The organism is Streptomyces sp. NPDC091371 (genome assembly GCF_040684275.1).
Taxonomy (GTDB): domain Bacteria; phylum Actinomycetota; class Actinomycetes; order Streptomycetales; family Streptomycetaceae; genus Streptomyces.
Window position 1 is genome coordinate 108,204 of record NZ_JBFBFP010000009.1, and the last position, 24,078, is coordinate 132,281.

18 protein-coding genes and 2 pseudogenes are annotated in these 24,078 nt (G+C 72.8%); 15 read left to right on the forward strand and 5 right to left on the reverse strand.

Annotated features, from left to right (window positions below; genetic code table 11):
* Positions 1-65: 65 nt before the first annotated feature.
* The gene (locus AB0O21_RS13360; protein ID WP_365170340.1) at positions 66-767 is read left to right on the forward strand and encodes a lipopolysaccharide biosynthesis protein; all 702 of its coding nucleotides are present in this window, start codon (positions 66-68) and stop codon (positions 765-767) included.
* Entirely contained in the window at positions 764-1,909 is a 1,146-nt protein-coding gene (locus AB0O21_RS13365; RefSeq protein WP_365170343.1) for a GNAT family N-acetyltransferase, read from the forward strand. The genes AB0O21_RS13360 and AB0O21_RS13365 overlap by 4 nt, the downstream gene beginning before the upstream one ends.
* Before the next feature lie 626 nt (positions 1,910-2,535).
* Here AB0O21_RS13365 and AB0O21_RS13370 read toward each other — a convergent pair.
* A pseudogene (locus AB0O21_RS13370) lies at positions 2,536-3,369 on the reverse strand (glycosyl hydrolase); the annotation flags it as partial.
* 418 nt (positions 3,370-3,787) lie between these two features.
* On the opposite strand from AB0O21_RS13370, the gene AB0O21_RS13375 reads away from it, so the two are divergent.
* The 5 genes from AB0O21_RS13375 (at position 3,788) to AB0O21_RS13395 (ending at position 9,272) form a co-directional block, all read left to right on the forward strand.
* Positions 3,788-5,191, forward strand: coding sequence for an ATP-grasp domain-containing protein (locus tag AB0O21_RS13375; RefSeq protein ID WP_365170346.1), 1,404 nt, complete (start codon positions 3,788-3,790; stop codon positions 5,189-5,191).
* Between the two features lie 43 nt (positions 5,192-5,234).
* Entirely contained in the window at positions 5,235-6,506 is a 1,272-nt protein-coding gene (locus AB0O21_RS13380) for an NAD(P)-binding domain-containing protein (RefSeq protein ID WP_365170349.1), read from the forward strand.
* A 31-nt stretch (positions 6,507-6,537) separates the two neighbouring features.
* Positions 6,538-6,873: a hypothetical protein gene (locus AB0O21_RS13385; RefSeq protein ID WP_365170352.1), complete on the forward strand. Its 336-nt coding sequence runs from the start codon at positions 6,538-6,540 to the stop codon at positions 6,871-6,873.
* A gap of 99 nt (positions 6,874-6,972) precedes the next feature.
* Positions 6,973-8,985 carry a SpoIIE family protein phosphatase gene (locus AB0O21_RS13390; protein ID WP_365170640.1) on the forward strand — a complete coding sequence of 671 codons (2,013 nt, stop codon included), beginning with the start codon at positions 6,973-6,975 and terminating at the stop codon, positions 8,983-8,985.
* A 119-nt stretch (positions 8,986-9,104) separates the two neighbouring features.
* Complete coding sequence (locus AB0O21_RS13395) at positions 9,105-9,272, forward strand: hypothetical protein (RefSeq protein ID WP_365170355.1); 168 nt, start codon at positions 9,105-9,107, stop codon at positions 9,270-9,272.
* A 46-nt stretch (positions 9,273-9,318) separates the two neighbouring features.
* Here AB0O21_RS13395 and AB0O21_RS13400 read toward each other — a convergent pair whose 3' ends face one another.
* Positions 9,319-9,756, reverse strand: a complete 438-nt coding sequence (locus AB0O21_RS13400; RefSeq protein ID WP_365170358.1) for a DUF6299 family protein — start codon at positions 9,754-9,756, stop codon at positions 9,319-9,321.
* 161 nt (positions 9,757-9,917) lie between these two features.
* Here AB0O21_RS13400 and AB0O21_RS13405 point away from each other — a divergent pair, with 161 nt between their 5' ends.
* Both AB0O21_RS13405 and AB0O21_RS13410 read left to right on the forward strand, forming a co-directional pair.
* The gene (locus AB0O21_RS13405) at positions 9,918-10,529 is read left to right on the forward strand and encodes a hypothetical protein (protein ID WP_365170361.1); all 612 of its coding nucleotides are present in this window, start codon (positions 9,918-9,920) and stop codon (positions 10,527-10,529) included.
* 57 nt (positions 10,530-10,586) lie between these two features.
* Positions 10,587-11,081 (forward strand): DUF5949 family protein, encoded by a 495-nt coding sequence (locus tag AB0O21_RS13410; RefSeq protein ID WP_365170364.1) that lies wholly within the window; start codon positions 10,587-10,589, stop codon positions 11,079-11,081.
* Between the two features lie 82 nt (positions 11,082-11,163).
* Here AB0O21_RS13410 and AB0O21_RS13415 read toward each other — a convergent pair whose 3' ends face one another.
* The 3 genes from AB0O21_RS13415 to AB0O21_RS13425 form a co-directional block, all read right to left on the reverse strand.
* On the reverse strand, positions 11,164-12,414 hold the full coding sequence (locus AB0O21_RS13415; RefSeq protein WP_365170367.1) for a cytochrome P450: 1,251 nt from the start codon (positions 12,412-12,414) through the stop codon (positions 11,164-11,166).
* 246 nt (positions 12,415-12,660) lie between these two features.
* Positions 12,661-13,809 carry a low temperature requirement protein A gene (locus AB0O21_RS13420; RefSeq protein ID WP_365170370.1) on the reverse strand — a complete coding sequence of 383 codons (1,149 nt, stop codon included), beginning with the start codon at positions 13,807-13,809 and terminating at the stop codon, positions 12,661-12,663.
* 29 nt (positions 13,810-13,838) lie between these two features.
* On the reverse strand, positions 13,839-14,567 hold the full coding sequence (locus tag AB0O21_RS13425; RefSeq protein ID WP_365170372.1) for a CbiX/SirB N-terminal domain-containing protein: 729 nt from the start codon (positions 14,565-14,567) through the stop codon (positions 13,839-13,841).
* Positions 14,568-14,816: 249 nt separating this feature from the next.
* On the opposite strand from AB0O21_RS13425, the gene AB0O21_RS13430 reads away from it, so the two are divergent.
* The 6 genes and pseudogenes from AB0O21_RS13430 to pflA all read left to right on the forward strand — a co-directional run bounded on the left by AB0O21_RS13430 (position 14,817) and on the right by pflA (position 24,067).
* Positions 14,817-15,173 (forward strand): hypothetical protein, encoded by a 357-nt coding sequence (locus tag AB0O21_RS13430; RefSeq protein ID WP_365170375.1) that lies wholly within the window; start codon positions 14,817-14,819, stop codon positions 15,171-15,173.
* A gap of 351 nt (positions 15,174-15,524) precedes the next feature.
* Positions 15,525-17,587: pseudogene (gene nirB / locus AB0O21_RS13435) on the forward strand (nitrite reductase large subunit NirB); the annotation flags it as partial.
* Positions 17,588-17,720: 133 nt separating this feature from the next.
* Positions 17,721-19,130, forward strand: a complete 1,410-nt coding sequence (locus tag AB0O21_RS13440) for a NarK family nitrate/nitrite MFS transporter (protein WP_365170378.1) — start codon at positions 17,721-17,723, stop codon at positions 19,128-19,130.
* Positions 19,131-19,356: 226 nt separating this feature from the next.
* Positions 19,357-20,661: an anaerobic C4-dicarboxylate transporter gene (locus AB0O21_RS13445; protein WP_365170381.1), complete on the forward strand. Its 1,305-nt coding sequence runs from the start codon at positions 19,357-19,359 to the stop codon at positions 20,659-20,661.
* A 207-nt stretch (positions 20,662-20,868) separates the two neighbouring features.
* Entirely contained in the window at positions 20,869-23,139 is a 2,271-nt protein-coding gene (pflB, locus tag AB0O21_RS13450; RefSeq protein WP_365170384.1) for a formate C-acetyltransferase, read from the forward strand.
* Positions 23,140-23,239: 100 nt separating this feature from the next.
* Positions 23,240-24,067, forward strand: a complete 828-nt coding sequence (gene pflA / locus AB0O21_RS13455; protein ID WP_365170387.1) for a pyruvate formate-lyase-activating protein — start codon at positions 23,240-23,242, stop codon at positions 24,065-24,067.
* The last annotated feature ends 11 nt before the right edge of the window (positions 24,068-24,078 follow it).

Consider the following 24,078-nt stretch of genomic DNA (forward strand, 5'->3'; position numbering starts at 1 on the left):
TCAGGACCCCGAGACCCCGCAGGACCGAAACGACTCCCCGACACACAGGAAGCGAGCACACGCACATGGCCGAGGCCGTTGATCCGAAGGAATCCGAACACCGTTCAGGCCGGCGCAGGCTGAGCCGCCGCCGGCTGCCGGCCTGGTGGCCCCTGCCCGCCTGCGCGGTACTGGGGCTGGCCGCGGGCGGGGCGTACGGGGTGCTCAAGGCCCCCGAGTACGCCGCCACCAGCTACGTCGTCGCCGTCCCCGACGACACCACCGAGCCCGCCACCGCCCTCGGCTTCGCGCAGGCCTACGCCCGCATCGCCACCAGCAGCTCCACCCTCGCCTACGCCCAGCCCCGCGCGGGCATCGGCGCCCGGAAGCTGCGGACCCAGGTGCGGGCCGAGACCTCCCCCGAGTCCCCGATGATCGCCATCACCGGTACCTCGAAGAGCCCCGCCGAGGCCGCCGACATCGCGAACGCCGTCGCCGACGCGCTCTCGCTGAGCAGCAACCAGGCCGCCAAGAACACCGGCGTGCAGCTCCTGCTGTTCAACCAGGCCGTCGCCCCGACCGACCCCGCCTCCCCGTCCGCCGCCATCAGCGGAGCGGTCGGGCTGTGCGCCGGCGGCCTGCTCGGCGGGCTGTGGCTGCTCGCCCGGCCCGGCGGCCGGACACGACGCCCCGAAGAGCCCGAGGTGCGGCCGGTCGTCGAGGAGTACGCCTCCCTTCCCGCCCAGGGTGAGCACACCGAGACCAAGGAGAAGGAGTCCGTGCGATGACCTCGGGCTCTGCGGGGCAGCCCTTGTCGGTGACCCTGTGCCGGGACCCCCGGCAGTTCGCCGCGCTGGAGGAGCAGTGGAACCGGCTCGTCCGCGCCTGTCCCACCGCCACCCCCTTCCAGAGCCACGCCTGGCTGCACTCCTGGTGGCTGTCGTACGGGAAGGACGGCCGGCTGCGGCTCGTCCTCGTGCGGCGCGGCGGGGAACTGGTCGGTGCGGCCGCGCTGATGCTCGTACACCGGCCGCTGCCGCTGCTGGTGCCGCTCGGCGGTCCCATCACCGACTGGTTCGACGTGCTCGTGGCCGCCGAGTACGCCGACCAGGTCGTCCCGGCGCTGGCCCACGGGCTGCACCGGGCCGCCCGGGGCGCGGTCGTCGACCTGCGCGAGGTCCGACCCGGGGCCGCCGTCGAGCAGCTGCACAAGCACTGGCCCGGGACCGGGGCCCGGCTCACCGACTCCACCTGCATGGAACTGCCCGCGCTGCCCTTCGACGAGCTGGTCAAGCGGATGCCGGCCTCGGGCGCCCAGCGGGTGCGGGCCAAGCTGCGCAAGGCCGACGCGGTCGGCATCGAGGAGTACGAGGTCACCGAGCAGGAAGTGCCGCGTGCCGTACGGACCTTGCTGCGGCTGCACGAGAAGCAGTGGCGCGGCCGCGGGGTGACCCCGGAGCACCTGAAGCCGCGCTTCGCCGAGCACCTGACCCGGGCCACCCGGCGGATGGTGCGGGCGGGGGAGGGCCGGCTGACGGAGTTCCGGCTGGACGGGAAGGTGGTGGCGGCCAACCTGTCGCTGCTGTCGGCCGGCCTGAGCGGCGGCTACCTCTACGGGGCCGACCCGGACCTGCGGGCGCGGAAGGTGGACGTGGCGACGGTGCTGCTGCGCCACGAGGCCGGGCGCGCGCTCGCCGACGGGCGCCCGGTGGTGAGCTTCCTGCGCGGCGACGAGCCGTACAAGAACCACTGGCGGCCCGAGCGGGTCGTCAACCAGCGGTTCCTGCTGGCCACGACCGCGCTCGCGCCCCTGCTGCGGCTGCACGAGTCGCAGGTGGCGGGGCGCGAGCGGGCGGTGGACGCGCTGCGGGAGGCGCTGCCGGCCGCCAGGGACTGGCGGGCGCGGCTCAACGAACTGCGCGTGCGATGACCGGTCTAGAAGGGCCAGTAGTCGGAGCCCTTGCCCCAGTCGACCTTGACGCAGACCGACTGCCTGCCGACCAGCTTGGAGAGCCACTCGCCGAAGTTGAGCGGCATGCACCACTGCTTGCTGTTCGCCGGCGGGGTCTCCGGCTTGGGCGTGGGCTTGGGCGTCGGCTTGGGCGTGGGCGTGGGCTTGGGCTTGGGCGTCGCCGTCGGCTTGGCCGGCGTGGGCTCCGGCTTCGGCACGAGCGGGCTCGGCGCTACGGGCGACGGGGCCGGGCTCGGCGTGACCTCGGGTGCCGGGACGAGCGGGCTCGGGCTCACCGGGAGCGTGGGCTCCGGGACGGGGACGAGCGGGCTCGGCGTGGGCTCGGGCGTGGGCTCCGGGGTGGGCTCGGGCGTGGGCTCGGGTGCCGGGACGAGCGGGCTCGGGCTGACCGGGGCCGTGGGCTCCGGAGTCGGGATCTGCGGCGTCGGGATCTGAGGTGTGGGGACCTGCGGCGTCGGGATCTGCGGCGTCGGGACGACGGGCGTGGGCACGACCGGGGTGGGGATCACCGGGGTCGGGATCACCGGCGTCGGGACGACCGGGGTCGGGATCACCGGGCCGGCCTTCTCCGGGGTCAGGGCCTCGCGGAAGGCCTTCGACGACTCGGGGTTCTGCTTGCACTGCCACACGCCGTGCGGGCAGTAGTCGGTGATGGTGTGGTAGAGCGGTTTGTGCTGCTCGATCCACTGCAGCATGCGCCGCACGTACTCCGGATTGTCCCCGTGCCGGAACAGCCCCCACTCCGGGTAGGAGATCCGCTTGCCGTGTGCTTCTGCGAAGTCGACATGGTGCTGGAGCCCGTACGGCTGGGTGACCTGGTCGTCGAAGGTCCGGCCGGGAGCCTGGTCGTACGAATCCATTCCGAGGACGTCGACCACGTCGTCGCCGGGGTAGCAGCGGGTCCAGCCGATCGCGTCCGGGCCCCTGTTGGGTGCGAAATCGAACTTGAACCGCTGGCCGGGGACGGACCGCATCGCGTTGACGACGCGCCTCCAGTACGCCTTCCAGTTCTCCGGGTCGGGTGCGCAGCGGTGCGTGTACGTGACGCCGTTCATCTCCCAGCCGAGCACGATCACCGTGTCCGGGACGCCCAGCGACACCAGCCGCTCGGCGAGCCGGCGGAAGTGGCGGTCGTGGTCGCCGCGGGCGCCCTGCCGGATCAGCTGCGCCACCTCGGAGTCGGGCACCCGGTCCTCGTTGCGCTCCTGCATGGGCACGTTGAGCACGAACATCCGCCCGGGCCGGGCCAGGCGCCACGCCGCCCAGTCGGCCAGGAAGGAGACGTTGCCCTCGATACCGGCCCACTGGTCGCCGGGCAGGTAGGTGTGGCCCACCCGGATCTCCTTGCCCCCCAGCCAGTTGGACAGGTACGGGATCCGGGCCACCCCGGGCGGCCCGTAGTCGAGATAGGCGCCCATGGCGATGTCGGTGTGGCCGGACCAGTCCTTCCCGGGCGCCGAGAGGGCGGCGCCGGTGACGAGCAGTCCGGCCGCGACCGTACCGATACAGGTGGTCGCCAGTCGGCGGCGTGGTCTGCGCATGGCGTCTCCCGGGCTTTCCCGAATCGGTGTGCTTGTCAAAGACGTTAGGCATCACATCTGACGAATGGCCTGTTCGGTGACGGCCTCCTAGGCCATTCGCATCTGCGTACTGCCCCCCGCTTGGTCCGACTAGGTGAAAGACACCGTTGCCATGCACGCGTTCGCCAGCCATGTGCCCGCTGTTGTGCTCAGACTCGACCGGAATCCGTTCCACCACGGAACCCTCGGCGCCGTCAGATCCCTTGGCCGCAAGGGCGTGGAGGTCCATGCCGTCGTCGAGGCCGGGGGAGGTCCCATGGTGCGTTCGCGGTATCTGCGCGCCGTGCACCCGGGGCCCGCCGGCGGGCTGGACCCGGAGGCGCCGGAGGCGCTGCTGGAGTGCCTGACCGGGGTGTCGGAGCGGATCGGGCGGCCGGCGGTGCTCATCGCCATGGACGACCTGAGCGCGATCGCCGTGGCGCGGGTCGCGCCGATGCTGGGCGGCCGGTTCCGGATCCCCCATCAGCCCGACGACCTGCCCGCCCGGGTCGCGGACAAGGCCGAGTTGGCGAGGCTCTGCGCGCGGTGGGACGTCCCGCACCCGGAGACGGTGGTCCCGAGCAGCGCGGCCGAGGCGGCGCGGGCCGCATGGGGGCTGGGCCTGCCGCTGGTGGCCAAGTGGAGCAGGCCGTGGCTGCTGCCCGCCGGGGACGGGGGGCTGCGGAGCACCACGCTCGTGCACACCGTCGCGGAGGCGGTCCGGCTGTACGAGCGGTCCGCCGAGGCGGGGAGCGCGCTGCTGCTCCAGCGGTTCCTGCCGGCCGGGCCGGACACCGACTGGTTCTTCCACGGAGCCTTCGCCCGCGGCGGGCGCCCGCTGCTCGCCGGGTCGGGCCGCAAGGAGCTGTCCTGGCCGGTGCGGACGGGGCTGACGGCGGTCGGCCGCTGGCTGCCGGATCCGGCGGTGGAGGAGGCGGGGCTGCGGCTCGCCGAACGGCTCGGCTACCAGGGGATCCTGGACCTGGACTTCCGCCGGGACGAGCGGGGCGTCCTGCGGATCGTGGACTTCAACCCGCGCCCGGGCGCGCAGTTCCGGCTGTTCGCCGACGAGGCCGGGCTGGACGTCGTACAGGCGATGTACCTGGACCTGACGGCCCAGCGGGTACCGGAGCCGGCGGGCGGTACGGGCCGGGTGTTCGTCGCGGAGAACTACGCCCTGCTGGCGGTGCTCCGGGGCGGGTCGCTTCCGCCGCGCTGCTCGCAGGCCGGTCCTGCCGACGCGCCGACGGCGGACCGGGCGGCCGGTGGCCGGGCGCGGCCGCCCGCCGGGGCCGCGGCCGCGCGGCTCCGGGGACCGCGCGGCGGCCGCGCCCCGGCGGAGTCCCCACCCGTGGCCGCCCGGTCGGCCCATCCGGGCCCGGCGGCGTCCGCCGCGGATCCGGCCCCGCCCGCGAGGGCGCGGCGGGCCCGGGTCGAGACGGCCTGGTTCGCGGCCGACGACCTGTGGCCGTTCCTGGCGATGCTCGCCGCGTTCCTGGGGCGGGGCGCCGGGAAGGGGGCGCGGGCGTTGCGCGACGCCCCGGCCCAGGGCCGCCGCACCGCCCTCGCGGCCGTCCGGGCTCCGCGCCAGCGGGGCCGGGAGCGGCCGGTGCCGCCGGTGCTCTCCCGCCCCGCCCCGCCGGGGGCGTCGGCGGAGCCGGACGGACTGGTGGCCCGTTGACCGGTCCGGCGCCCAGCGAAGAGGAGGAGCGGCTTTGACGCGGATGGACGATCTCGTGGTGGTCGGCGCGGGCCCGTACGGGCTGTCGATCGCCGCCCACGCGGCCGGCGCGGGGCTCGGCGTACGGCTGCTCGGGCGGCCCATGGCCTCCTGGCGCGACCACATGCCCGACGGGATGTACCTGAAGTCGGAGCCCTGGTCCTCCAACCTGTCCGCGCCGGACGGCCGGCACACCCTGGCCGACTACTGCGCCACCCGCGGACTGCCCGCGGAACACGGCACTCCGCTGCCCATCGGCACGTTCAGCGAGTACGGGATGTGGTTCGCCCGGCACGCCGCGCCGGAGGTGGAGGAGATGACCGTCACGGAGGTGACCCCGCAGGGCGGCGGCTTCCGCGTCCGCACCGCCGAGGGACCGCCGCTGCTCGCCCGTACGGTGGCCCTCGCGGTCGGCGTGATGCCGTTCGTCCACCTCCCCCCGGCCCTGCGGGAGCTCCCGCCCGGCCACTGCTCGCACAGCAGCGGCCACCGGGACCTGGCCCGCTTCGCAGGCCAGGAGGTCGCCGTGATCGGGGCCGGGCAGGCGGCGCTGGAGACCGCGGCCCTGCTCGCCGAGCAGGGGGCCCGGCCGTGCCTGGTCGCCCGGCGCACCCGGCTGAACTGGAACACCGTGCCGCAGCCCTTGGACCGGCCCCCGCTGCGCGCGCTGCGCGAGCCGCACAGCGGGCTCGGCACCGGCTGGCGCAGCTGGGTGTGGTCGGAGCTGCCGTGGGCGGTGCGCCGGCTGCCCGCGCCGACCAGGGAGCGGATCACGGCGACCGCGCTCGGCCCGGCCGGTGCCTGGTGGCTGCGGGAGCGCTTCGAGCGGCGGGTGCCCGTGATGCTCGGGCACGAACTGCACCGGGCGGTGGCCGCGGGCGGGCGGACCAGGCTCGGGCTGACCACCCGGTCCGGGCAATCGGTGGTCCTGGACACCGCGCACGTCATCGCCGCCACCGGCTTCGCCCCGGACCTGGCCCGGCTGGAGCTGCTCGACGCGCGGCTGCGGGCCGCGCTGGCGACGGTGGGGGAGACCGGGACGCCGGAGCTCGGTCCGGGTTTCGAGTCCTCGTGGCCCGGGCTGTTCTTCGCGGGGCTGCTGACGGCTCCCTCATTCGGCCCTTCCATGCGATTCGTGCACGGTGCGGGCTTCACGGCGGGGAGACTGGTGAGAGGAGTCCGAAAGCGCCTCGGCGCCGGGGGCCGGTCGCCGGGTGCGAGACCGATCGCGCCCCGCCGCGCCGCCGCCGGACACCCGAGGACGTATCTGCGGTGAGTGACGGAACTGCGGGTGAGAGAGGTCGGCGATGAGCGCGGAGCGAGCACAGGGCCGTGGCTGGGTGCGGATCCCCGCCAGCCGCGGGGAACAGCCGGCGGCGGCCAGGACCGGCGGGTACGACCCCGCCCGCGCCCCGGCCGGATCCGCGGCGGCGTCCGCGCACCGGGCCCCGTACGGGTCCGCGTACGGATCGGCGTACGGGGCCCCGCACCCGGCCGCCCACCCGGCGGGGGCCGTCGCCGACCACGCCACGATCTACCTCACCCTCGTCAAGCGCTGGCGGGAGGCCGGGCGCACTCTTCCGGGGCATCCTGACGAGGAGTGGGAGCGGTTGATCTCCCAGCCGTGCTGGCCCGGCCGTTAGGTGGTGTGAGTCTTGGCAGCGGCGGAGGAGGACGGACCCGGGCGGGACCGGCGGCCCGACGGGCGCTCCCCGGCGACCGGGCCGGGGGAGCGGCTCGCGCTGAACGGCATGGGCAGCTTCGAGTGGGACCTGGGCGCCGGGACGCTGGTGGCGGACGAGGCGGGCCTGGCGGTCTTCGACGTCGAGCCGCAGGAGTTCGACGGCACTCCGGAGGCGCTGGGCGTGCGCATCCCGGTCGAGGACGCCGCCCGGCTGAACGAGAGCGTGGTCTCGGTCCTGGAGGGCGGCGGGGACACGTACGGCGCGTACTTCACGGTGCGCAGGCGCGACGGCACCGACCAGTGGACGCACACCCAGGGCCGGGTGCTGCGGCACCCGGACGGGCGGCCGCACCGGATCGTGGGGATCGTCCGGGACGCCACGCCGGAGCTGGCCCACGCCACCCTCCTGCGCAAGCTGGAGACGGCGCGCGCCCAGCAGACCACGATCGTGCAGCGGACCACGGAGGCCCTGTCGCGGGCGGTGACCGTCGATGACGTGACGGCGGCGCTGACCGGGGCCGGGGCGCTGGAGCGGCTCGGCGCGGACGGGCTGGCGCTCGGGCTGGTCGAGGGCGCCACCATCAAGATCATCGCGCTGAGCGGGGAGACGCTGGAGATCCTCAGCGAGCGGAAGTTCACCCGGCTGGACGGCTCGCTGCCGCTGTCGCAGGCGGTGCTCTCCCGGAAGGCACGTTTCGTCACCTCGCTCACGGAGCTCGGCAACGAGTTCCCGCTGCTGTCGGAGTACCTGAGCCGCATCCAGTACGACGCGGCCGCCTACCTGCCGCTGATCGCGCAGGCCAAGGCCATCGGCGGGCTGGTGCTCTTCTACCGGCGGCGCAGCGAGTTCAGCCCCGAGGAGCGCAACCTGTGCCTGGGCCTCGCGGGCATCGTCGCCCAGTCGCTCCAGCGGGCGCTCCTCTTCGACCAGGAGCGGGAGTTCGCCACGGGCCTGCAGGCCGCCATGCTGCCGCGCCGGATCCCCGAGATCTCGGGCGGGGAGATCGCGGTCCGCTACCACTCAGCCTGGAGCGGGCGGGAGGTCGGCGGGGACTGGTACGACGTGATCGCGCTGCCCCGCGACCGGGTCGGCCTCGTCGTGGGCGACGTACAGGGCCACGACACGCACGCGGCCGCCATCATGGGCCAGCTGCGCATCGCGCTGCGGGCGTACGCGGGCGAGGGGCACCCCCCGTCGACGGTGCTGGCGCGGGCTTCGCGCTTCCTCGCCGAACTGGACACCGAGCGCTTCGCGACCTGCATGTACGCACAGGTGGACCTGGAGACCGGAGGCGTACGGGCCGTCCGCGCGGGCCACCTGGGCCCGCTGATCCGGCACACGGACGGGCGTACCGGATGGCCCAACGTGCGCGGCGGCCTGCCGCTGGGGCTGGCCTCCGTCTTCGAGCACGAGGAGTTCCCCGAGACCCGGCTCGACCTGGTCCCCGGCGAGACCCTCGTCCTGTGCACCGACGGGCTCGTGGAGGAGCCCGGGACGGCCATCACCCAGGGCATGGAGGCCCTCGCCCACGCGGTGCGCAGCGGCCCGCAGGGGGCCGGGGCGCTCGCAGACCACCTCTCCGACCGGCTCTGGGAGCGCTGGGGCTCCGGGGACGACGTGGCCCTGCTGGTGCTGCGCCGGGCCCCCGACCCGGGCACCCACCGGGCTCCCCGCATCCACCAGTACGTGCACCAGGCGGATCCCGAGGGGCTGTCGGAGGCCCGCTACGCGCTGCGGCAGGCGCTGCGCGACTGGGGCATGCCGGACCTCGCCGACGACGTGGAACTGGCGGCCGGGGAACTGCTGGTCAACGCCCTGCTGCACACCGACGGCGGGGCGGTGCTGACCATGGAGGTGCTGCCCGAGCCGGTCCGGCGGATCCGGCTGTGGGTCAAGGACCGCTCCAGCGTGTGGCCGCGCCGGCGCTCCCCGGGCGAGGCGGCCACGACGGGGCGCGGGCTGCTGCTGGTGGACGCGCTGGCCACGCACTGGGGGGTGGAGTCCCGCGGCGACGGCAAGGCGGTGTGGTGCGAGTTCGACGCGGGCGGCAGCCCCCGGAGCGTGGGGTGACCGGGCCGTCACGCCGAGTTGTGGGGCGGCGGGGGCGGGGTGATGATGCGGGCTATGACAGCTTTCGTACCGGCTTTCGTACCGGCCTCCGTGTCGGACAGGCTCCGCGGGAGCGCTCCGTGCGCCGGCTGAGCAAGGGCGCGGCGACGGGGATCCTCGCGCTGCTCCTGCTGGCGGCCGGGGTGCCCACGGTCGTGGACTGGACGACGGGACGGCCGCACGCGGACCCCGGGTGCCAGGCGGTGGCGTTCATGTCGATGACGGACGTCGCGCCCGAGTGCCGGTAGCGGCGGCTACGGGATGGGCGGGCGCGCGCCACGGGCCGGGTACCGCTCAGCGCTCCTCGTGGAACTCGACGTCCTCGGTGTCTTCGGCGACCGTGGTGACCGACCGCGGCATCAGGCCCTGGAGCCGGACCTCCTGGAGCGCCGCGGTGACCGTCGCGCGGCCCGGGTGCACGCCCGCGAGGAAGCCCGGCACCTGCGCCTCCCACCGGTGCTCCGCGCCGTCGCAGACGGCCTGGCCGCCGCCGATGGTCAGCTGGCGGCCCGGCTCCTGCACGACGGTCGCCCTGATCTGCATCGCTCCCATGGGTGACACCTGCTCGCAGTGGTAGGTGCCGGAAAGGGTGACGGCGCCGTCCGCGGCGATATGAGCGTCATGATGTACGGAAATACCCTGGTCGAAAACGGTGGCCCCGGCCGGGGTCGTGAATACCGCGGTGGCGGCCAGTGCGGAGAGGGCTGCGAGCGCCATTCGGCGGCCGGACATGCGCATTCTTCCTCCAGATGGTGAGAGCGGCGGGAATCCGCCGGAACGAATTGTGCTGGCAGGCGGGTGCGCGTACTCGCTCCGCGCACTCGTGTCGGTGTGTGCAATTGGCTGCTCGGGCGCGTGAGACTGGCCGGAATACGTCCCCGAAGGGATCCCGCATGAGCCACTCCCCCCGGCAGTCCCCCCGCCTGCTCCCCGCCCTCCCCGCTCTCGCCCGCGCGGCGCTGCTGCCGCTGTTCCTGATCGGCGCCACGGCCTGCGACACCGCCCCCGAGGGGGCCGCGGTCGCCCCGGCCGCCGGGCCGGCCGTCCCGGTGGACGACGGCGTTCCCGGGGGCGCCGGGCGCAACGCGGTGAAGGATGCCCATGTGGGTGACTCCGTACGGGTGCACGGCCAGCGGGTCGGCCGTCACCTGGACGTGGTGCTGAGCGCGTACGTGGACCCGGCGATCAGCGTGGAGAAGAACTTCGCGCCGACCCCGGGGAAGCGGTGGGTGGCCGCCTCGATGTCCTTCGTCAACGTGGGCGGGGACTCGTACGGGGCGCTCGGACGCATGTGGGCGCACGACAGCGCGGGCCGGCGCCACGGGGTGGTGCCCACCGGTGAACTGACGACCGGCAAACCACTCGTCTTCGATTCCCTCGCGGTCGGCGAACGGGCCGAGGGCTGGGTGGTGTTCGAAATCCCGGAAAACGCGCGCATTGACCGTCTCCAGTACCAGGACGCGAACATGCGGGCGAATTCCGGAGAGGGATTCTGGGCCGTCTAGCCCGCCCGAGTGAAAGGCCGTGAAAGGCTCGGCGGCCGGACCACTAGGGTGCGGCGCATGACTTCTACTCAAGCCGAAATCGACCGGACCCAGCTCGGCACCCTTTCCGTGCTCGCCTGGATCGGCGACCCGTCCGAGGCGCACGACATCCCGTACCTGCTCGCCTACACGCTCGGCGACGGCCCGGGCGGCCGGGAGGCCGGCGAGGCGGCGGCCCGCGGGCTGCTGGAGGAGATCGGCCTGCCCATCGGCGACGTGGTCATGGACGGCACCCGCAACCCGGCCGCCTTCCCGGTGCAGATCCTGCTGGAGGGCAACCAGATCGCGCTCACCCTGCCCGGGATGAACGCGCGGTGCACCGCCCCCGACGAGTGGGTCGCCGCGGCGGACGAGAGCGGGCAGGCGTACTTCCTCTTCGCCACGCGGGCCTGGCCCGAGGCGGTCCCGGGCGAGCCGGTCGCCCCGGAGACCCTGCAGGCGTTCGCGGGCGACGAGGCGGTGCTCACGGGCAGCGCCCACTGCGTCCTCGCGGTGCGGCGCCTGCAGAAGTAGGCGCGCGCAGGGGGGTTCCCCGTGCTCCGGCCGCCGGGCTCCCAGCCTGCCCGGTGGCCGGCCCTTTCGGTCCGGGGCGTGGTCAGGGCCGCTCGAAGGCGAACTTGAGCGAGCGGACCCGGTTGTCGAAGTTCGACCCCGCCAGATCGGGCAGACCCACCGCGCGCAGCCCGACCGGCCGGGTCAGCAGTTCGTGGAACAGGGCCCTCATCTCCACCCGGGCCAGGTGCGCGCCCAGGCAGAAGTGCGGGCCGCCGCCGCCGAAGCCGAGGTGCGGATTGGGCGAGCGGGTGATGTCGAAGGCGTCGGGGTCGGGGAAGACCGCCTCGTCGCGGTTGGCGGAGGCGTAGTACAGCACCACCTTGTCGCCGGGGCGGAACAGGTGGCCCCCCAGGGTGTGTTCGGCCACGACCGTCCGGCGGAACTGGATGATCGGCGTCGAGTGGCGGATCATCTCCTCGACCGCGCCGTCCGCGTACTTCTCGAAGTCCGAGAGCAGCAGGTCCCGTTGGCCCGGGTGATCGGTGAGCAGGGTCAGCCCGTGGGTGATCGCGTTGCGGGTGGTCTCCACCCCGGCGACCATCAAGAGGGAGAAGAAGGCACCGAGTTGCCGGGCCCCCAGGGCCTGGCCGTCCACGTTCGCGCAGACCAGCGCCGAGATCAGGTCGTCGGTGGGGTTCTTGCGGCGCTCCCGCCCGATGCCGGCCACCATCCGCTGCATGCGCGCGAGGGCGCGCAGGCCGCGGCCGGGCATCCGCAGCCGGGAGGCCAGGGCGCGTTCCACGCCGATGTTCTCGGAGGCGTGATTGACGCGGTCGGCGATCTCGGGGCGGTGGCGCTCCGGGATGCCCATCATGTTGCAGATGACCTCCAGGGGCAGGCGGGAGGCCACCGCGGAGACGAACTCGTCCGGCTGCCCGGCCAGTACGTCGTCCACGATGCGGGTGGCCACGGCGTGGATGTCCGCCTCGGCGGCCGCCAGCAGCCGGGGGGTGAAGGCCCGCTGCACGATCTTGCGGAGCTGGGCGTGGTCGGGGCCGTCCAGGTTCACCATCGAGTCCCCGAACAGGGCGCGGACCCAGCGGGCGGGCTCGGGGGTGGTCACGCCGGGGGCACTGGCGAACACCTTGGGCAGGCGGCTGGCCTCTTGCACGTGGGCGTGGCGGAGGAGGGCCGTGTGCCCGCGGGGCCCGTCGGGGACGAAGACGGGGCCGCCGGTTGCCCGGAGACGGGCGAAGGCGGCGAGGCGGTGTTCCGGGGGCCGCTGCCAGAACCCTGGCTCGGTCAGTTCCCTGCCGGGGGCTTGGCCGGTGCGCTGTGCGGGGAGTGTCATGGCCTGCCCAACGCCGCCGGGGGCGGAGGAGTGACGGTTCGGCTGAGCGCCGCTGCCGGGGCTCTGCCCCGGACCCCGCGCCTCAATCGCCGGCGGGGCTTGATGTGGCCGGCGTCAGCCGTCAAGCGCGCGCAGAGCAACCTTGCCCCGGGCGGGCTGCGTTGCCGCGCAGCGGCAAATCCAGCCTCGCCGGCGTTTGAGGCGCGGGGGTTCGGGGGCAGCGCCCCCGCAACGGCGCCGCAGGTGTCAGCGCTGCGACCGGCTCGACAGGGTCAGGCCCACCGCGACGGTGGCCGCGCAGACCAGCCCCGCGTACAGCACCGCGTACGGGCCCAGCCACGCGCAGGCCAGGACCACGACGGCGGACACCGGGAGGGTGAGTTGCTGGGCAAGGCCCCGCTTGAAGTGGCGGGAGTGCAGGAACCAGACCATCAGGAGGAACCCCGCGGCCGGGACCGTCACGGCCGCGTTCGCCGCGGTCTGGGAGATGTGCGCCTTGCCGACCGCGTGTTCCACCGCCACCTCGATGCCCGCCCCGATCGCCGCGCCCGAGGCGAAGATCAGCAGGTGGCCGTACCCCCACGGGATGGCCTCCCGGTTGGAGGCCAGGTGCTCGTGCATCGGCACCGCGAAGTAGATCCACCACGCGGCGAAGACGATCAGCAGCCCGCCGCCCGCGATCGGCAGCAGTACGCCGAGGGCCTCGTGTTCGTCCAGCGCCGACTTGACGGCGACCGTGGCCGCCGCGATCGTCTCGCCCAGCACGATGATCGTGAACAGGCCGTACCGTTCCACGATGTGGTGCGCGTGCCACGGGGTCTCGTGCCCGCGCTCGGCGATCGCCGGGACCGACAGCTCGGCGACGACCAGGACGAGGAACAGCCACCGCTTGGCGCCCTCCGGGGCGAACAGCAGTGCCACCCAGCCCGCCTGGCAGATCACCAGCCCGGCGGCGTACTTCAGCGCCGCCGACCGCGCCGCGCCCCGCTCCCCGGCCGCGGCCCGCAGCCACTGCGCGGTCAGCGCGACGCGCATGATGACGTAGCCGATGACGGGGACGGTCCAGTCGTTCTCGTCGAAGGCGCGGCTCAGCCCGGCCGCGTAGACGAGCACGCCGGAGATCTGGACGAGCGTCGCGATCCGGTACGGGACGTCGTCGACGTCGTAGGCGGAGGCGAACCACGTGAAGTTCATCCACGCCCACCACACGCCGAAGAAGACGAGGAAGTAGCCGGTCACCCCCGCCCCGGGATGACCCTCCGCCAGCGCGTGCACCAGGCGGGCGCCGGCCTGGGCGATCGCGACGACGAAGCAGAGGTCGAAGAACAGCTCCAGCGGGGTGGCCGCGCGGTAGTGCTCGTCGCGGCTGCGCGCGGTCATCGGAAGGTACGCCATAGCGGCCAGGAGAGCAGACGGGTACCCGTTCAGCAGGCCAGGCGCGCAGCCCGCACCACCCGGGTGCCCCGGGCGGACTCGTAGTGCCCGACTACCAGCCGGGCCAGCCGCGGATGGTCGGCCAGCGGCTCCGACACCGTCCACGCGCCGCAGCCCGCGAGCGCGTGCGTGAACCGGCCCGGGGCCAGCAGGTGCGCCGCCACGGCGATGCGGCGGTGCCCGGCGGCGTGCAGGGCGGCCAGCGCCTCGGGCACGGTCGGCCCGGCCGAGGTGAGGTACGCGGGGACCACCGGGACGGGGTCGGGGCCGGCGTCGGGGTCGCACTCCAGCAGGGCGGCGAGCCGGTCCGCGCAGGCGGTCGTACCGGCGTTGCCGCCGGGGCGGGAGGAGCCGGCGCCCGCCACGATCACGGCGTCGGCACGGGTGTAGGGGCCCCGGCGGCGCTCGGCGTCGCGCAGCCGGCTGCGCAGGGCCAGGGCGATGTCGGGCTCGCCGCTGAGCCCGTCGGTCAGCGCGCACCCGGTGCCTTCGAGGACGGCGGGGATGTCGACGCGGCGGTGGTAGCCGTCGCCCAGCAGCAGCGGGACGACCACCGAGCGCGGGTGCCTTCGTACGACGTCGGCGAGGGACGGGGACTGCACGTCCAGGTGGCCGACGACCGGGCGGATCCCGCTCAGCGCCTCGACGGCGGCGGTGAGCCGCCCGATGGTCGCGGCGGCCGCCGATACCGCGCTGCCGTGCACGGCGAGGACGAGCATGGACGTGCCCCCTTCGCTTCGCGTGGTGGGACGGGTCGCCCAGGGCCGGGCGGGCGTGCCGGGGCTCCTCCCACGCTAGCCGCGGGGCAGGCCGGGGCGAGGCGGCCAAGGGCCCCTTCCGAGGGCCACACGTCCTGTGCGGAACGGGGCGCCGGTCCCCTGCTCAGAGGTCGTTCTCCGCGGCTCGGGGCTGTGGAGCGGACCTACCGTCGGAAGGAGGAACATCCGCACGCACACGGAGTGAGAACCATGGCGCAGACGCTCGTTGTCATCGGCCACGGCATGGTGGGGCACCGCCTGCTGGAGGCGCTCGCCGAGCGTGACGCGCTCGCCGACCCCGCCCGGCCGGGGGACTCGGGCTGGCAGGTGACGGTTCTCGCCGAGGAGGAGCGGCCCGCCTACGACCGGGTGCACCTCTCCGCCGCCTTCACCGGCTCCACCGGCGAGGACCTGTCGCTGGTCGAGCCCGGCTTCCTGGAGCGGTACGGCGTCGACCTGCGGCTGGGTGCCCGTACGGGCGGTCGGGCGCTCGCCCCGGCCGCCCGTACGGGCACCACCGTGTCCGGCCGTTGCTGGCAACCGGCTCCTACCGTTCCTGATCAGTGAGCAGGGATGAACCCTGGCTCGCTGGCACGTCCCGAACGGTCTTGGACGCACTGGTCATCCGCTTTCGCGTCCTGGGCGGCGACGCATATCCCGTATGCGGTCCGTTCCAGGCGGGCGGAATCCCTCACGACCTGGCCATGTGGATGCGGCCAGAGGCGACGGGGAGGCCCCGGACCATCTCTCTGGTGGAGCGGGGGCCCCGCACGCTGGCACCGCACCCGGCGTCTCAGATCACACCGAGCAATCTACGTATGCCCCACGGGCGGGCGCACGGATCGCCCGACTGTTCACCCGATCGGGCTATCGTGCGCCCAAGCGACTTGCGGGCACAGCAGTTGCGAACCCTTCGTGATCAGCGCGGACGTCGTGGTCTTCTTGGCCGGGGTGCGCCCGCGCGACCGCCTCGCGCGCGAGTGCGGGCTCGCGGTGGGCGACCGGGGCGGGGTCGTCGTCGACGCGCACTGCCGGACGAGCGACCCGTACATCCCCCAGACTCCGTCCGGGGGGACCCCCAGGCGGTCGGCGAATGCGCGCAAGCCCTGGACGGCAAGGTGTACGGGCTGGTCGCGCCGGGCTACCAGATGGCCGAGACGGTCGCCGAGGCCCTCGCGGGCGCCGGCGAGCTGACCTTCACCGGGGCCGACACCTCCACCAAGCTCAAGCTGATGGGCGCCGACGTGGCCTCCTTCGGCGACCCCTTCGCGCCCGAGGGCCGGGACGGGGCCGTCTCCGTGGTCTTCTCCGACGCGCGCGAGGGCGTGTACAAGAAACTGCTGCTCGGCCCGGACGGGGCCCTGCTCGGCGGGATCCTGGTCGGCGACGCGCAGGCGTACGGCTCGCTGAAGCCGCACGCGGGCCGGGTGCTGCCCGCACCGCCGGAGGCCTTCATCCTGCCCGCCTCGGACGGCACGGCCCTGCCGGGCGCGGACGCGCTGCCCGACGACGCGGTGGTGTGCTCCTGCCACAACGTCACCAAGGCGCAGGTCCGGGGCGCCGTCGTCGACGAGTCGCTCACCGACATCGGCGGCATCAAGAAGTGCACCAAGGCGGGGACCGGCTGCGGCGGCTGCCTGGGGACCCTCCAGGCCGTCCTCGACGCCGAACTGGCGGCGGCCGGCATCGAGAAGCCGCGCGGGCTGTGCGAGCACTTCACCCTGACCCGCGCCGAGGTGTACGAGAAGATCCGCACCGAGCGCATCCGCGGCTTCAGCGAGCTGATGGAGGCCTACGGGGAGGGCGGCGAGGGCTGCGCCGTCTGCAAGCCCGTCGTCGCCAACGTGCTCGGCACCCTCGCCCCGGACCTCGGCCTCGGGCACATCCTGGAGGGCGAGCAGGCGGCCCTGCAGGACTCCAACGACCTCTTCCTCGCCAACCTGCAGAAGGACGGCACCTACTCGGTCGTCCCGCGGGTCGCGGGCGGCGAGATCACCGCCGAGCAGGTCATCGCGCTGGGCGAGGTGGCCCGCGACCACGGCCTCTACACGAAGATCACCGGTGCGCAGCGGATCGGGCTGTTCGGGGTCCGCAAGGAGCAACTGCCCGACATCTGGCGGCGCCTGGGCAGCGCGGGCTTCGAGTCCGGCCAGGCCTACGGGAAGTCCCTGCGCGCGGTGAAGTCGTGCGTCGGCGCCCGCTTCTGCCGCTTCGGGCAGGGGGACTCGATCCAGCTCGCCATCGACCTGGAGCTGCGCTACCGGGGGCTGCGCACCCCGCACAAGTTCAAGGGCGGGGTCTCCGGCTGCCTGCGCGAGTGCGCGGAGGCGCGGGGCAAGGACATCGGCGTGATCGCCACCGCCAACGGCTGGAACCTGTACGTCGCAGGCAACGGCGGGGCCACGCCGCGCCACGCGGACCTGCTGGCCTCCGATCTGACGACGGGCGAACTCCTCGCCCTCGTCGACCGGTTCCTCATGTACTACATCCGCACCGGGGAGCGGCTGGAGCGCACGGCGGCCTGGATCGAACGGCTGGACGGCGGCCTGGAGCACCTTCGCGAGGTCCTGATCGAGGACTCGCTCGGCATCTGCGCGGAGCTGGAGGCGCAGATGGAGCGGCACGTCGCCGCCTACCGGGACGAATGGCAGGCGGTCCTGGAGGACCCGGCGGCGCTGGAACGCTTCGGCACGGTGGACTTCGGGGCGGCCGCCGACTCCCTCGAACCGGGCCGGGGACGTGCGGCGGTCCTGCCGGACGGCACGCAGGCGGCGCTCTTCAAGGACCGCGCCGGCGAGGTGTACGCGGTCGGCAACCGGGACCCCTTCTCGGGCGCGGACGTCATCGCCAACGGCATCATGGGCTCGCGCGACGGGGTCCCCGTCGTCGCCTCCCCGATGCACAAGCAGGTCTTCGACCTGCGGACCGGCGTGTGCCTGGACGACCCGGAGGTCTCCCTCCCGGTGCTCCCGCTGAACTGACCGGCCGACCAACGCACTGTGGGCGACGGGACCTTGTCCTGTTGCCCACAGTGCGTTCTCCTCTGCCGCGGGGCCGGGGGCCGGGCGGAACCTGGATAGGCAAGGACAACCCTCGACACTTGAGGACGAAGCCATGAGTTCCGCCACGCAGGAAGCGGTACGGCCGCACCTCGCCGACCCAGCGCAGTATCGTCCGGGCCGCACCATCACCGACTGGACGCCGGAGGACCCGTCCTTCTGGCGGACCACCGGGAAGAAGGTCGCCACCCGCAACCTGTGGATCGCGGTGCCAGCCCTGCTGCTGGCCTTCGTGGTCTGGCAGGTCTGGAGCATCACGGCGACCAACCTGAAGGACGTCGGCTTCGGCTTCAGCCAGTCCCAGCTGTTCTGGCTCACCGCCGTCCCCGGCATCACCGGCGGTACGGCCCGCATCTTCTACACCTTCCTCGGCCCGATGATCGGCCAGCGGCGCTTCACGGCGCTCTCCACCGTCGTGCTGATCGTGCCGCTGCTGTGGCTGGGCTTCGCGGTGCAGGACCCGTCTACCTCGTACGGCACGATGATCGCCATCGCGGCCCTCTGCGGCATCGGCGGCGCGAACTTCTCCTCCTCGCTCGCCAACATCGGCTTCTTCTACCCGAAGCAGGAGAAGGGCAACGCGACCGGCATCAACGGCGGCCTGGGCAACCTGGGCGTCTCCGTCGTCCAGCTCCTCACCCCGATCCTGATCACGTCCTCGGTGCTCGCCATCGGCGCGGGCCAGAAGAAGGCGAACGGCTCGGAGATCTACCTCCAGAACGCCGCCTTCGTATGGGTCCCGGTGCTGATCGTCCTGGCCGTGGTGGCCTGGTTCGGCCAGAACGACCTGAAGGTGGCCTCGACCCCCTTCAGCCAGCAGAAGATCATCTTCAAGCGCAAGCACAACTGGCTGATGACCTGGCTCTACGTCGGCACGTTCGGCTCCTTCATCGGCTTCGCGGCGGCGCTGCCGCTGCTGATCAAGACCACCTTCCCCGCGTACTCGGTGGCCACCTACGCCTGGATGGGCCCGGCCCTGGGCGCGCTGGCCCGCTGGGCGGGCGGCTGGATCGCCGACAAGCTGGGCGGCGCGCGGGTGACGATCCTGTCCTTCGTGGGCATGGGCGCCTCGATCATCGGCGTGATCACCTTCCTCCCGGCCGGTTCCGACCAGGGCTCCTTCCAAGGCTTCTTCCTCTGCTTCCTGTCGGCCTTCTTCTTCTCGGGCATCGGCAACGGCTCGACCTTCCGCCAGATCCCGGTCATCTTCCGGGGCCAGCACCTGAAGGGACTGACGGAGGGCACCCCGCAGTACGAGGCCGCGCTGAAGCAGGCCGAGATCGAGTCGGGCGCGGTGACGGGCTTCACCGCCGCGATCGCCGCCTACGGCTTCTTCTTCATCCCGGCGATGTTCGCCAACTTCGCCGTGACGAGCGCGATGTGGGGCTTCGTGGCCTTCTACGCCTCCTGCGTGGTCGTGGCCTGGTGGTTCTACGCCCGTAAGGGCGCGGAGGCACCGAGCTAAGCGGCCGCGGCTGTTCCGCGCTCCTCAGAGATCCGGGGCTCCGCCCCGCACCCCGCTCCTCAAACTCCGGAGGGGCTGGATGTGGCGGGGCTGGGTTGCCCGAAGGGCAACTCCAGCCCCGCCGGCGTTTGAGGCGCGGGGTCTGGGGCGGAGCCCCAGCAGCGGCGCCGCAGACGGACTCCCGACCTGACCCGACACGAACGGAAGGCCACGCCCAGTGCTCGGCATGTTCCTGCAGCTCGCCGTCATGGTGGCGGCCATCGCCCTCGGTTCACGCAAGGGCGGCGTCGCGATGGGCCTCTGGGGAGCGGTCGGGGTGTTCGTGCTCGCGACGTTCTTCGGGGTGACCCCCGCCGACACCTCCGGCATAGTCGACGTCATGCTGATCATCCTCGCGGTGATCATGGCCGCCTCCGCCATGGAGGCGGCCGGCGGCATCGACTACCTCGTCGGGCTCGCCGAGCGGGCGATCCGGCGCAAGCCCCGGCGCGTCGTGTACGTCGCGCCGCTGGTCTCCTGGGCGTTCACCCTCGGCGCCGGCACCGCGCACGTCTTCTATCCCCTCCTGCCCGTCATCCACGACGTGGCCCGCGAGGGCGGGGTCCGGCCGGAGCGGCCCATCGCCGTCTCCTCCATCGCCGCCACCTTCGGTATCACCGCGTCGCCCGTCTCCGCCGCCATGGCCGCCATGATCGTGATGTTCGACGGCGACGGCTGGAACCTGCCCCGGATCATGGCGGTCGCCGTGCCCGCCACCCTCCTCGGCGTGCTCGTGGCCGCCACCGTCCAGTCGCGCATCGGCAAGGAGCTCGGCCAGGACGCCGAGTACCTGCGCCGGCTGGCCGCCGGGGAGATCGAGGCCCCCGCCCCGGCCGAGGCCGCGCCGCCGCTGCGGCCGCGGGCGCGCTGGTCGGCGTACCTCTTCCTCGGCGGGACCGTCGCCGTCGTGCTCAGCGGGCTCTTCCCGGGTCTGCGCCCGGACACGGCCAAGGGGCCGCTGTCCATGTCCGCCACCATCGAGATCCTCATGATGGCCGTGGCCGCGCTGATCCTGCTCCTGTGCAAGGTCGACGCCAAGCGCATACCGGGGACGGACGTGGCCAAGTCCGGTCTCGTCGCGGTCATCGGGGTCTTCGGTTTGTCCTGGCTCGGGCTGTCCTTCATCGGGGCCAACGAGGCCCGGATCACCGGGGCCCTCGGCGGGGTCGCCAAGGACCATCCGTGGTTCTTCGCGGTCATGCTGCTGGTCCTCTCCGCTCTGCTCTTCAGCCAGGCCACCACCACCAATGCCCTGATGCCGCTCGGCCTCGCCCTCGGTATCCCGGCGCCGCTGCTCATCGCGATGTGGCCTGCCGTCAACGGCTACTTCCTCCTCCCCACCTACGGCACCTTCATCGCCGCGATCAACTTCGACCGGACCGGCACCACCCGCGTCGGCCGCTTCGTCGCCAACCACTCCTTCATGCTGCCGGGCCTGGTCACGACGTGCGTCGCGGTATCCACAGGCTTCGCTCTGGTTCAGATCGTCTGATCGTCGCAAAATTCTTGTGAAAGCTTTCACAAGCGCACGATGGACCTTCGGACCGCTCGAAATGCCAGGTCAGGCAGGGCGGGGGAGGATGGGGGCCGGTGATCGCGGGACCTTCGGGCCCCAGCTCAGGACCATCGCGGAGGCAAATGATCGATCAAAAGGCGTGCAATGGATACAAGCAACGAGGCGACTGGGAAGGTGCGGGCGATGACTGCCACTCCTGCGGAAACCACGAAGAACGGCGAGGCCTGGGAGGGCTTCAAGGGCGGGCTGTGGCGCGACGCCATCGACGTCCGCGACTTCATCCAGCAGAACTACACGCCGTACGAGGGCGACGACTCCTTCCTCGCCGGTCCCACCGAGCGGACCACCGCCGTGTGGAAGGCCATCACGGACAAGTTCCCGGAGGAGCGCGAGAAGGGCGTCTACGACGTCGCCCACGACATCCCCTCGTCGATCACCGCGCACGCCCCCGGCTACATCGACCGCGACAAGGACCTGATCGTCGGCCTCCAGACGGACGCCCCGCTCAAGCGCGCGATCATGCCGTACGGCGGCTGGCGCATGGTCGCCGGCGCCCTGGAGACCTACGGCTACCCGGTCTCCGCGGAGCTGGAGAAGGTCTTCACGGAGTACCGCAAGACCCACAACGCCGGTGTCTTCGACGCCTACACCCCCGACATCCGCGCCGCCCGCAAGGCCGGCATCGTGACCGGTCTGCCGGACGCCTACGGCCGCGGCCGCATCATCGGCGACTACCGCCGCGTGGCCCTCTACGGCGTCGACCGCCTCATCTCCTTCAAGAAGGAGGAGAAGGAGGAGCTGAACTCCCTCCCGGCCGGCAACCGTTCGCTGGAGGAGACGATCCGCCTGCGCGAGGAGCTCTCCGAGCAGATCCGCGCGCTCGCCGAGCTCAAGGCGATGGCCGCCTCCTACGGCCACGACATCTCCGGCCCGGCCACCACCGGCCGCGAGGCCATCCAGTGGCTGTACTTCGCCTACCTGGCCGCCGTGAAGGAGCAGAACGGCGCGGCCATGTCGCTCGGCCGCACCTCCACCTTCATCGACGTCTACCTCCAGCGCGACATCGAGGCCGGCCGGCTCACCGAGGAGCAGGCCCAGGAGCTCGTCGACGACTTCATCATCAAGCTCCGCATCGTCCGCTTCCTGCGCACGCCGGAGTACGACGAGCTGTTCTCCGGCGACCCGACCTGGGTCACCGAGTCGATCGCCGGCATGGGCGAGGACGGCCGCCCGCTGGTCACCAGGTCCTCCTTCCGCTACCTCCAGACCCTCTACAACCTCGGCCCGGCCCCCGAGCCGAACATGACGGTCTTCTGGTCGCCGCAGCTGCCGCAGGGCTTCAAGGAGTTCTGCGCCCGCGTCTCGATCGACACCTCCTCGGTCCAGTACGAGTCCGACGAGCTGATGCGTCCGCGCTTCGGCGACGACACGGCCATCGCGTGCTGCGTCTCGGCGATGCCGGTCGGCAAGCAGATGCAGTTCTTCGGCGCCCGCGTGAACCTCGCCAAGACCCTGCTCTACGCGATCAACGGCGGCCGCGACGAGAAGTCGGGCGTCCAGGTCGGCCCGTCCACCGGTGCCGTCACCGCCGAGGTGCTGGACTACGACGAGGTCCTGGCCAAGTTCGACGAGCAGATGGAATGGCTCGCCGGCACCTACGTCCACGCCCTGAACGTCATCCACTACATGCACGACAAGTACGCCTACGAGCGCATCGAGATGGCGCTCCACGACCGCGACGTGCGCCGCACCATGGCCTGCGGCATCGCCGGCCTCTCGGTCGCCGCCGACTCACTGTCCGCCATCAAGCACGCCAAGGTCAGCGTCGTGCGCGACGAGACCGGGCTCGCCACCGATTACACCATCGAGGGCGACTACCCGGCCTACGGCAACAACGACGACCGCGTCGACGGCATCGCCGTCTGGCTCGTCGAGGAGTTCATGAAGAAGGTGCGCAAGCACCCGACCTACCGCGACGCCGAGCACACCCAGTCGGTGCTGACGATCACCTCGAACGTGGTCTACGGCAAGAAGACCGGCAACACGCCGGACGGACGCCGCGCCGGCGAGCCGTTCTCCCCGGGCGCCAACCCGATGAACGGCCGCGACACCCACGGCTACGTCACCTCGGCCCTGTCGGTCGCCAAGCTCCCGTACGAGGACGCGGAGGACGGCATCTCGCTGACCAACACCGTCACCCCCGACGGCCTGGGCCGCACCCCCGAGGAGCGGATCAAGAACCTGGCGGGCGTGCTCGACGGCTACATGGCGGTCGACGGCTTCCACATGAACGTGAACGTGCTGGGCCGCGACACGCTCATGGACGCCATGGAGCACCCGGAGAACTACCCGCAGCTGACCATCCGCGTCAGCGGCTACGCGGTGAACTTCGTCCGCCTCACGCGGGACCAGCAGCTCGACGTGCTGAACCGCACCTTCCACGGCTCGCTCTGAGAGGAGCCGCCCAGACCGCGCGGCCCGGGGCCGGGCCCTCACCCCGGCCCCGGGACCGCGCGACTCCATCGGACACCGGATCACGTCTGGAGCACCTGCCATGACCGTCCTCTTCGGTACGAGCATCCCCGTCGGACCCGCCGCGGCCGTCGCCGTCAGCGCCGGGCAGACCCCGGCCGCTGCCGCGACCCAGCGGCCGAGCGAGGGCTCCGTGCACTCCTGGGACCTCTCCACCGGGGTGGACGGCCCCGGGACCCGGTTCGTGACCTTCCTGTCCGGCTGCCCGCTGACCTGTCTGTACTGCCACAACCCCGACACCATGAAGATGCGCAACGGCAAGCGCACCTCCGCCGACGACGTCATCGCCGAGGCCCGCAAGTACACGCGGTTCATCTCCGCCTCGGGCGGCGGAGCCACCATCTCCGGCGGCGAGCCGCTGCTCCAGCCCGTCTTCGCGGGCGAGCTGCTGCACCGGATGAAGAACGACCTCGGCCTGCACACCGCCCTGGACACCTCGGGCTTCCTGGGCGCCCGCGCCACCGACGCGCTGCTGCGCGACGCGGACCTGGTCCTGCTCGACATCAAGTCCTGGGACCGGGAGACGTACAAGAAGGTGACCGGCCGGGCGCTGGAGCCCACCCTGGAGTTCGCCCGCCGCCTCGCGGACCTCGGCAAGGAGGTGCACCTGCGCTTCGTGCTGGTGCCCGGGCTCACCGACGCGCGCGAGAACATCGAGGGCGTCGCCGCCTTCGCCGGCACCCTCGGCAACATCTCGCGGGTCGACGTCCTGCCCTTCCACAAGCTGGGGGAGAGCAAGTGGCAGGCCCTGGACATGAACTTCACCCTGCACGACACCCCGTCGCCCACGCCCGAGCAGGTGGCCGAGGCCAAGGCGGTCTTCGCGGCGCAGGGGCTGACCGCAGTCTGACCCGTTCGGCC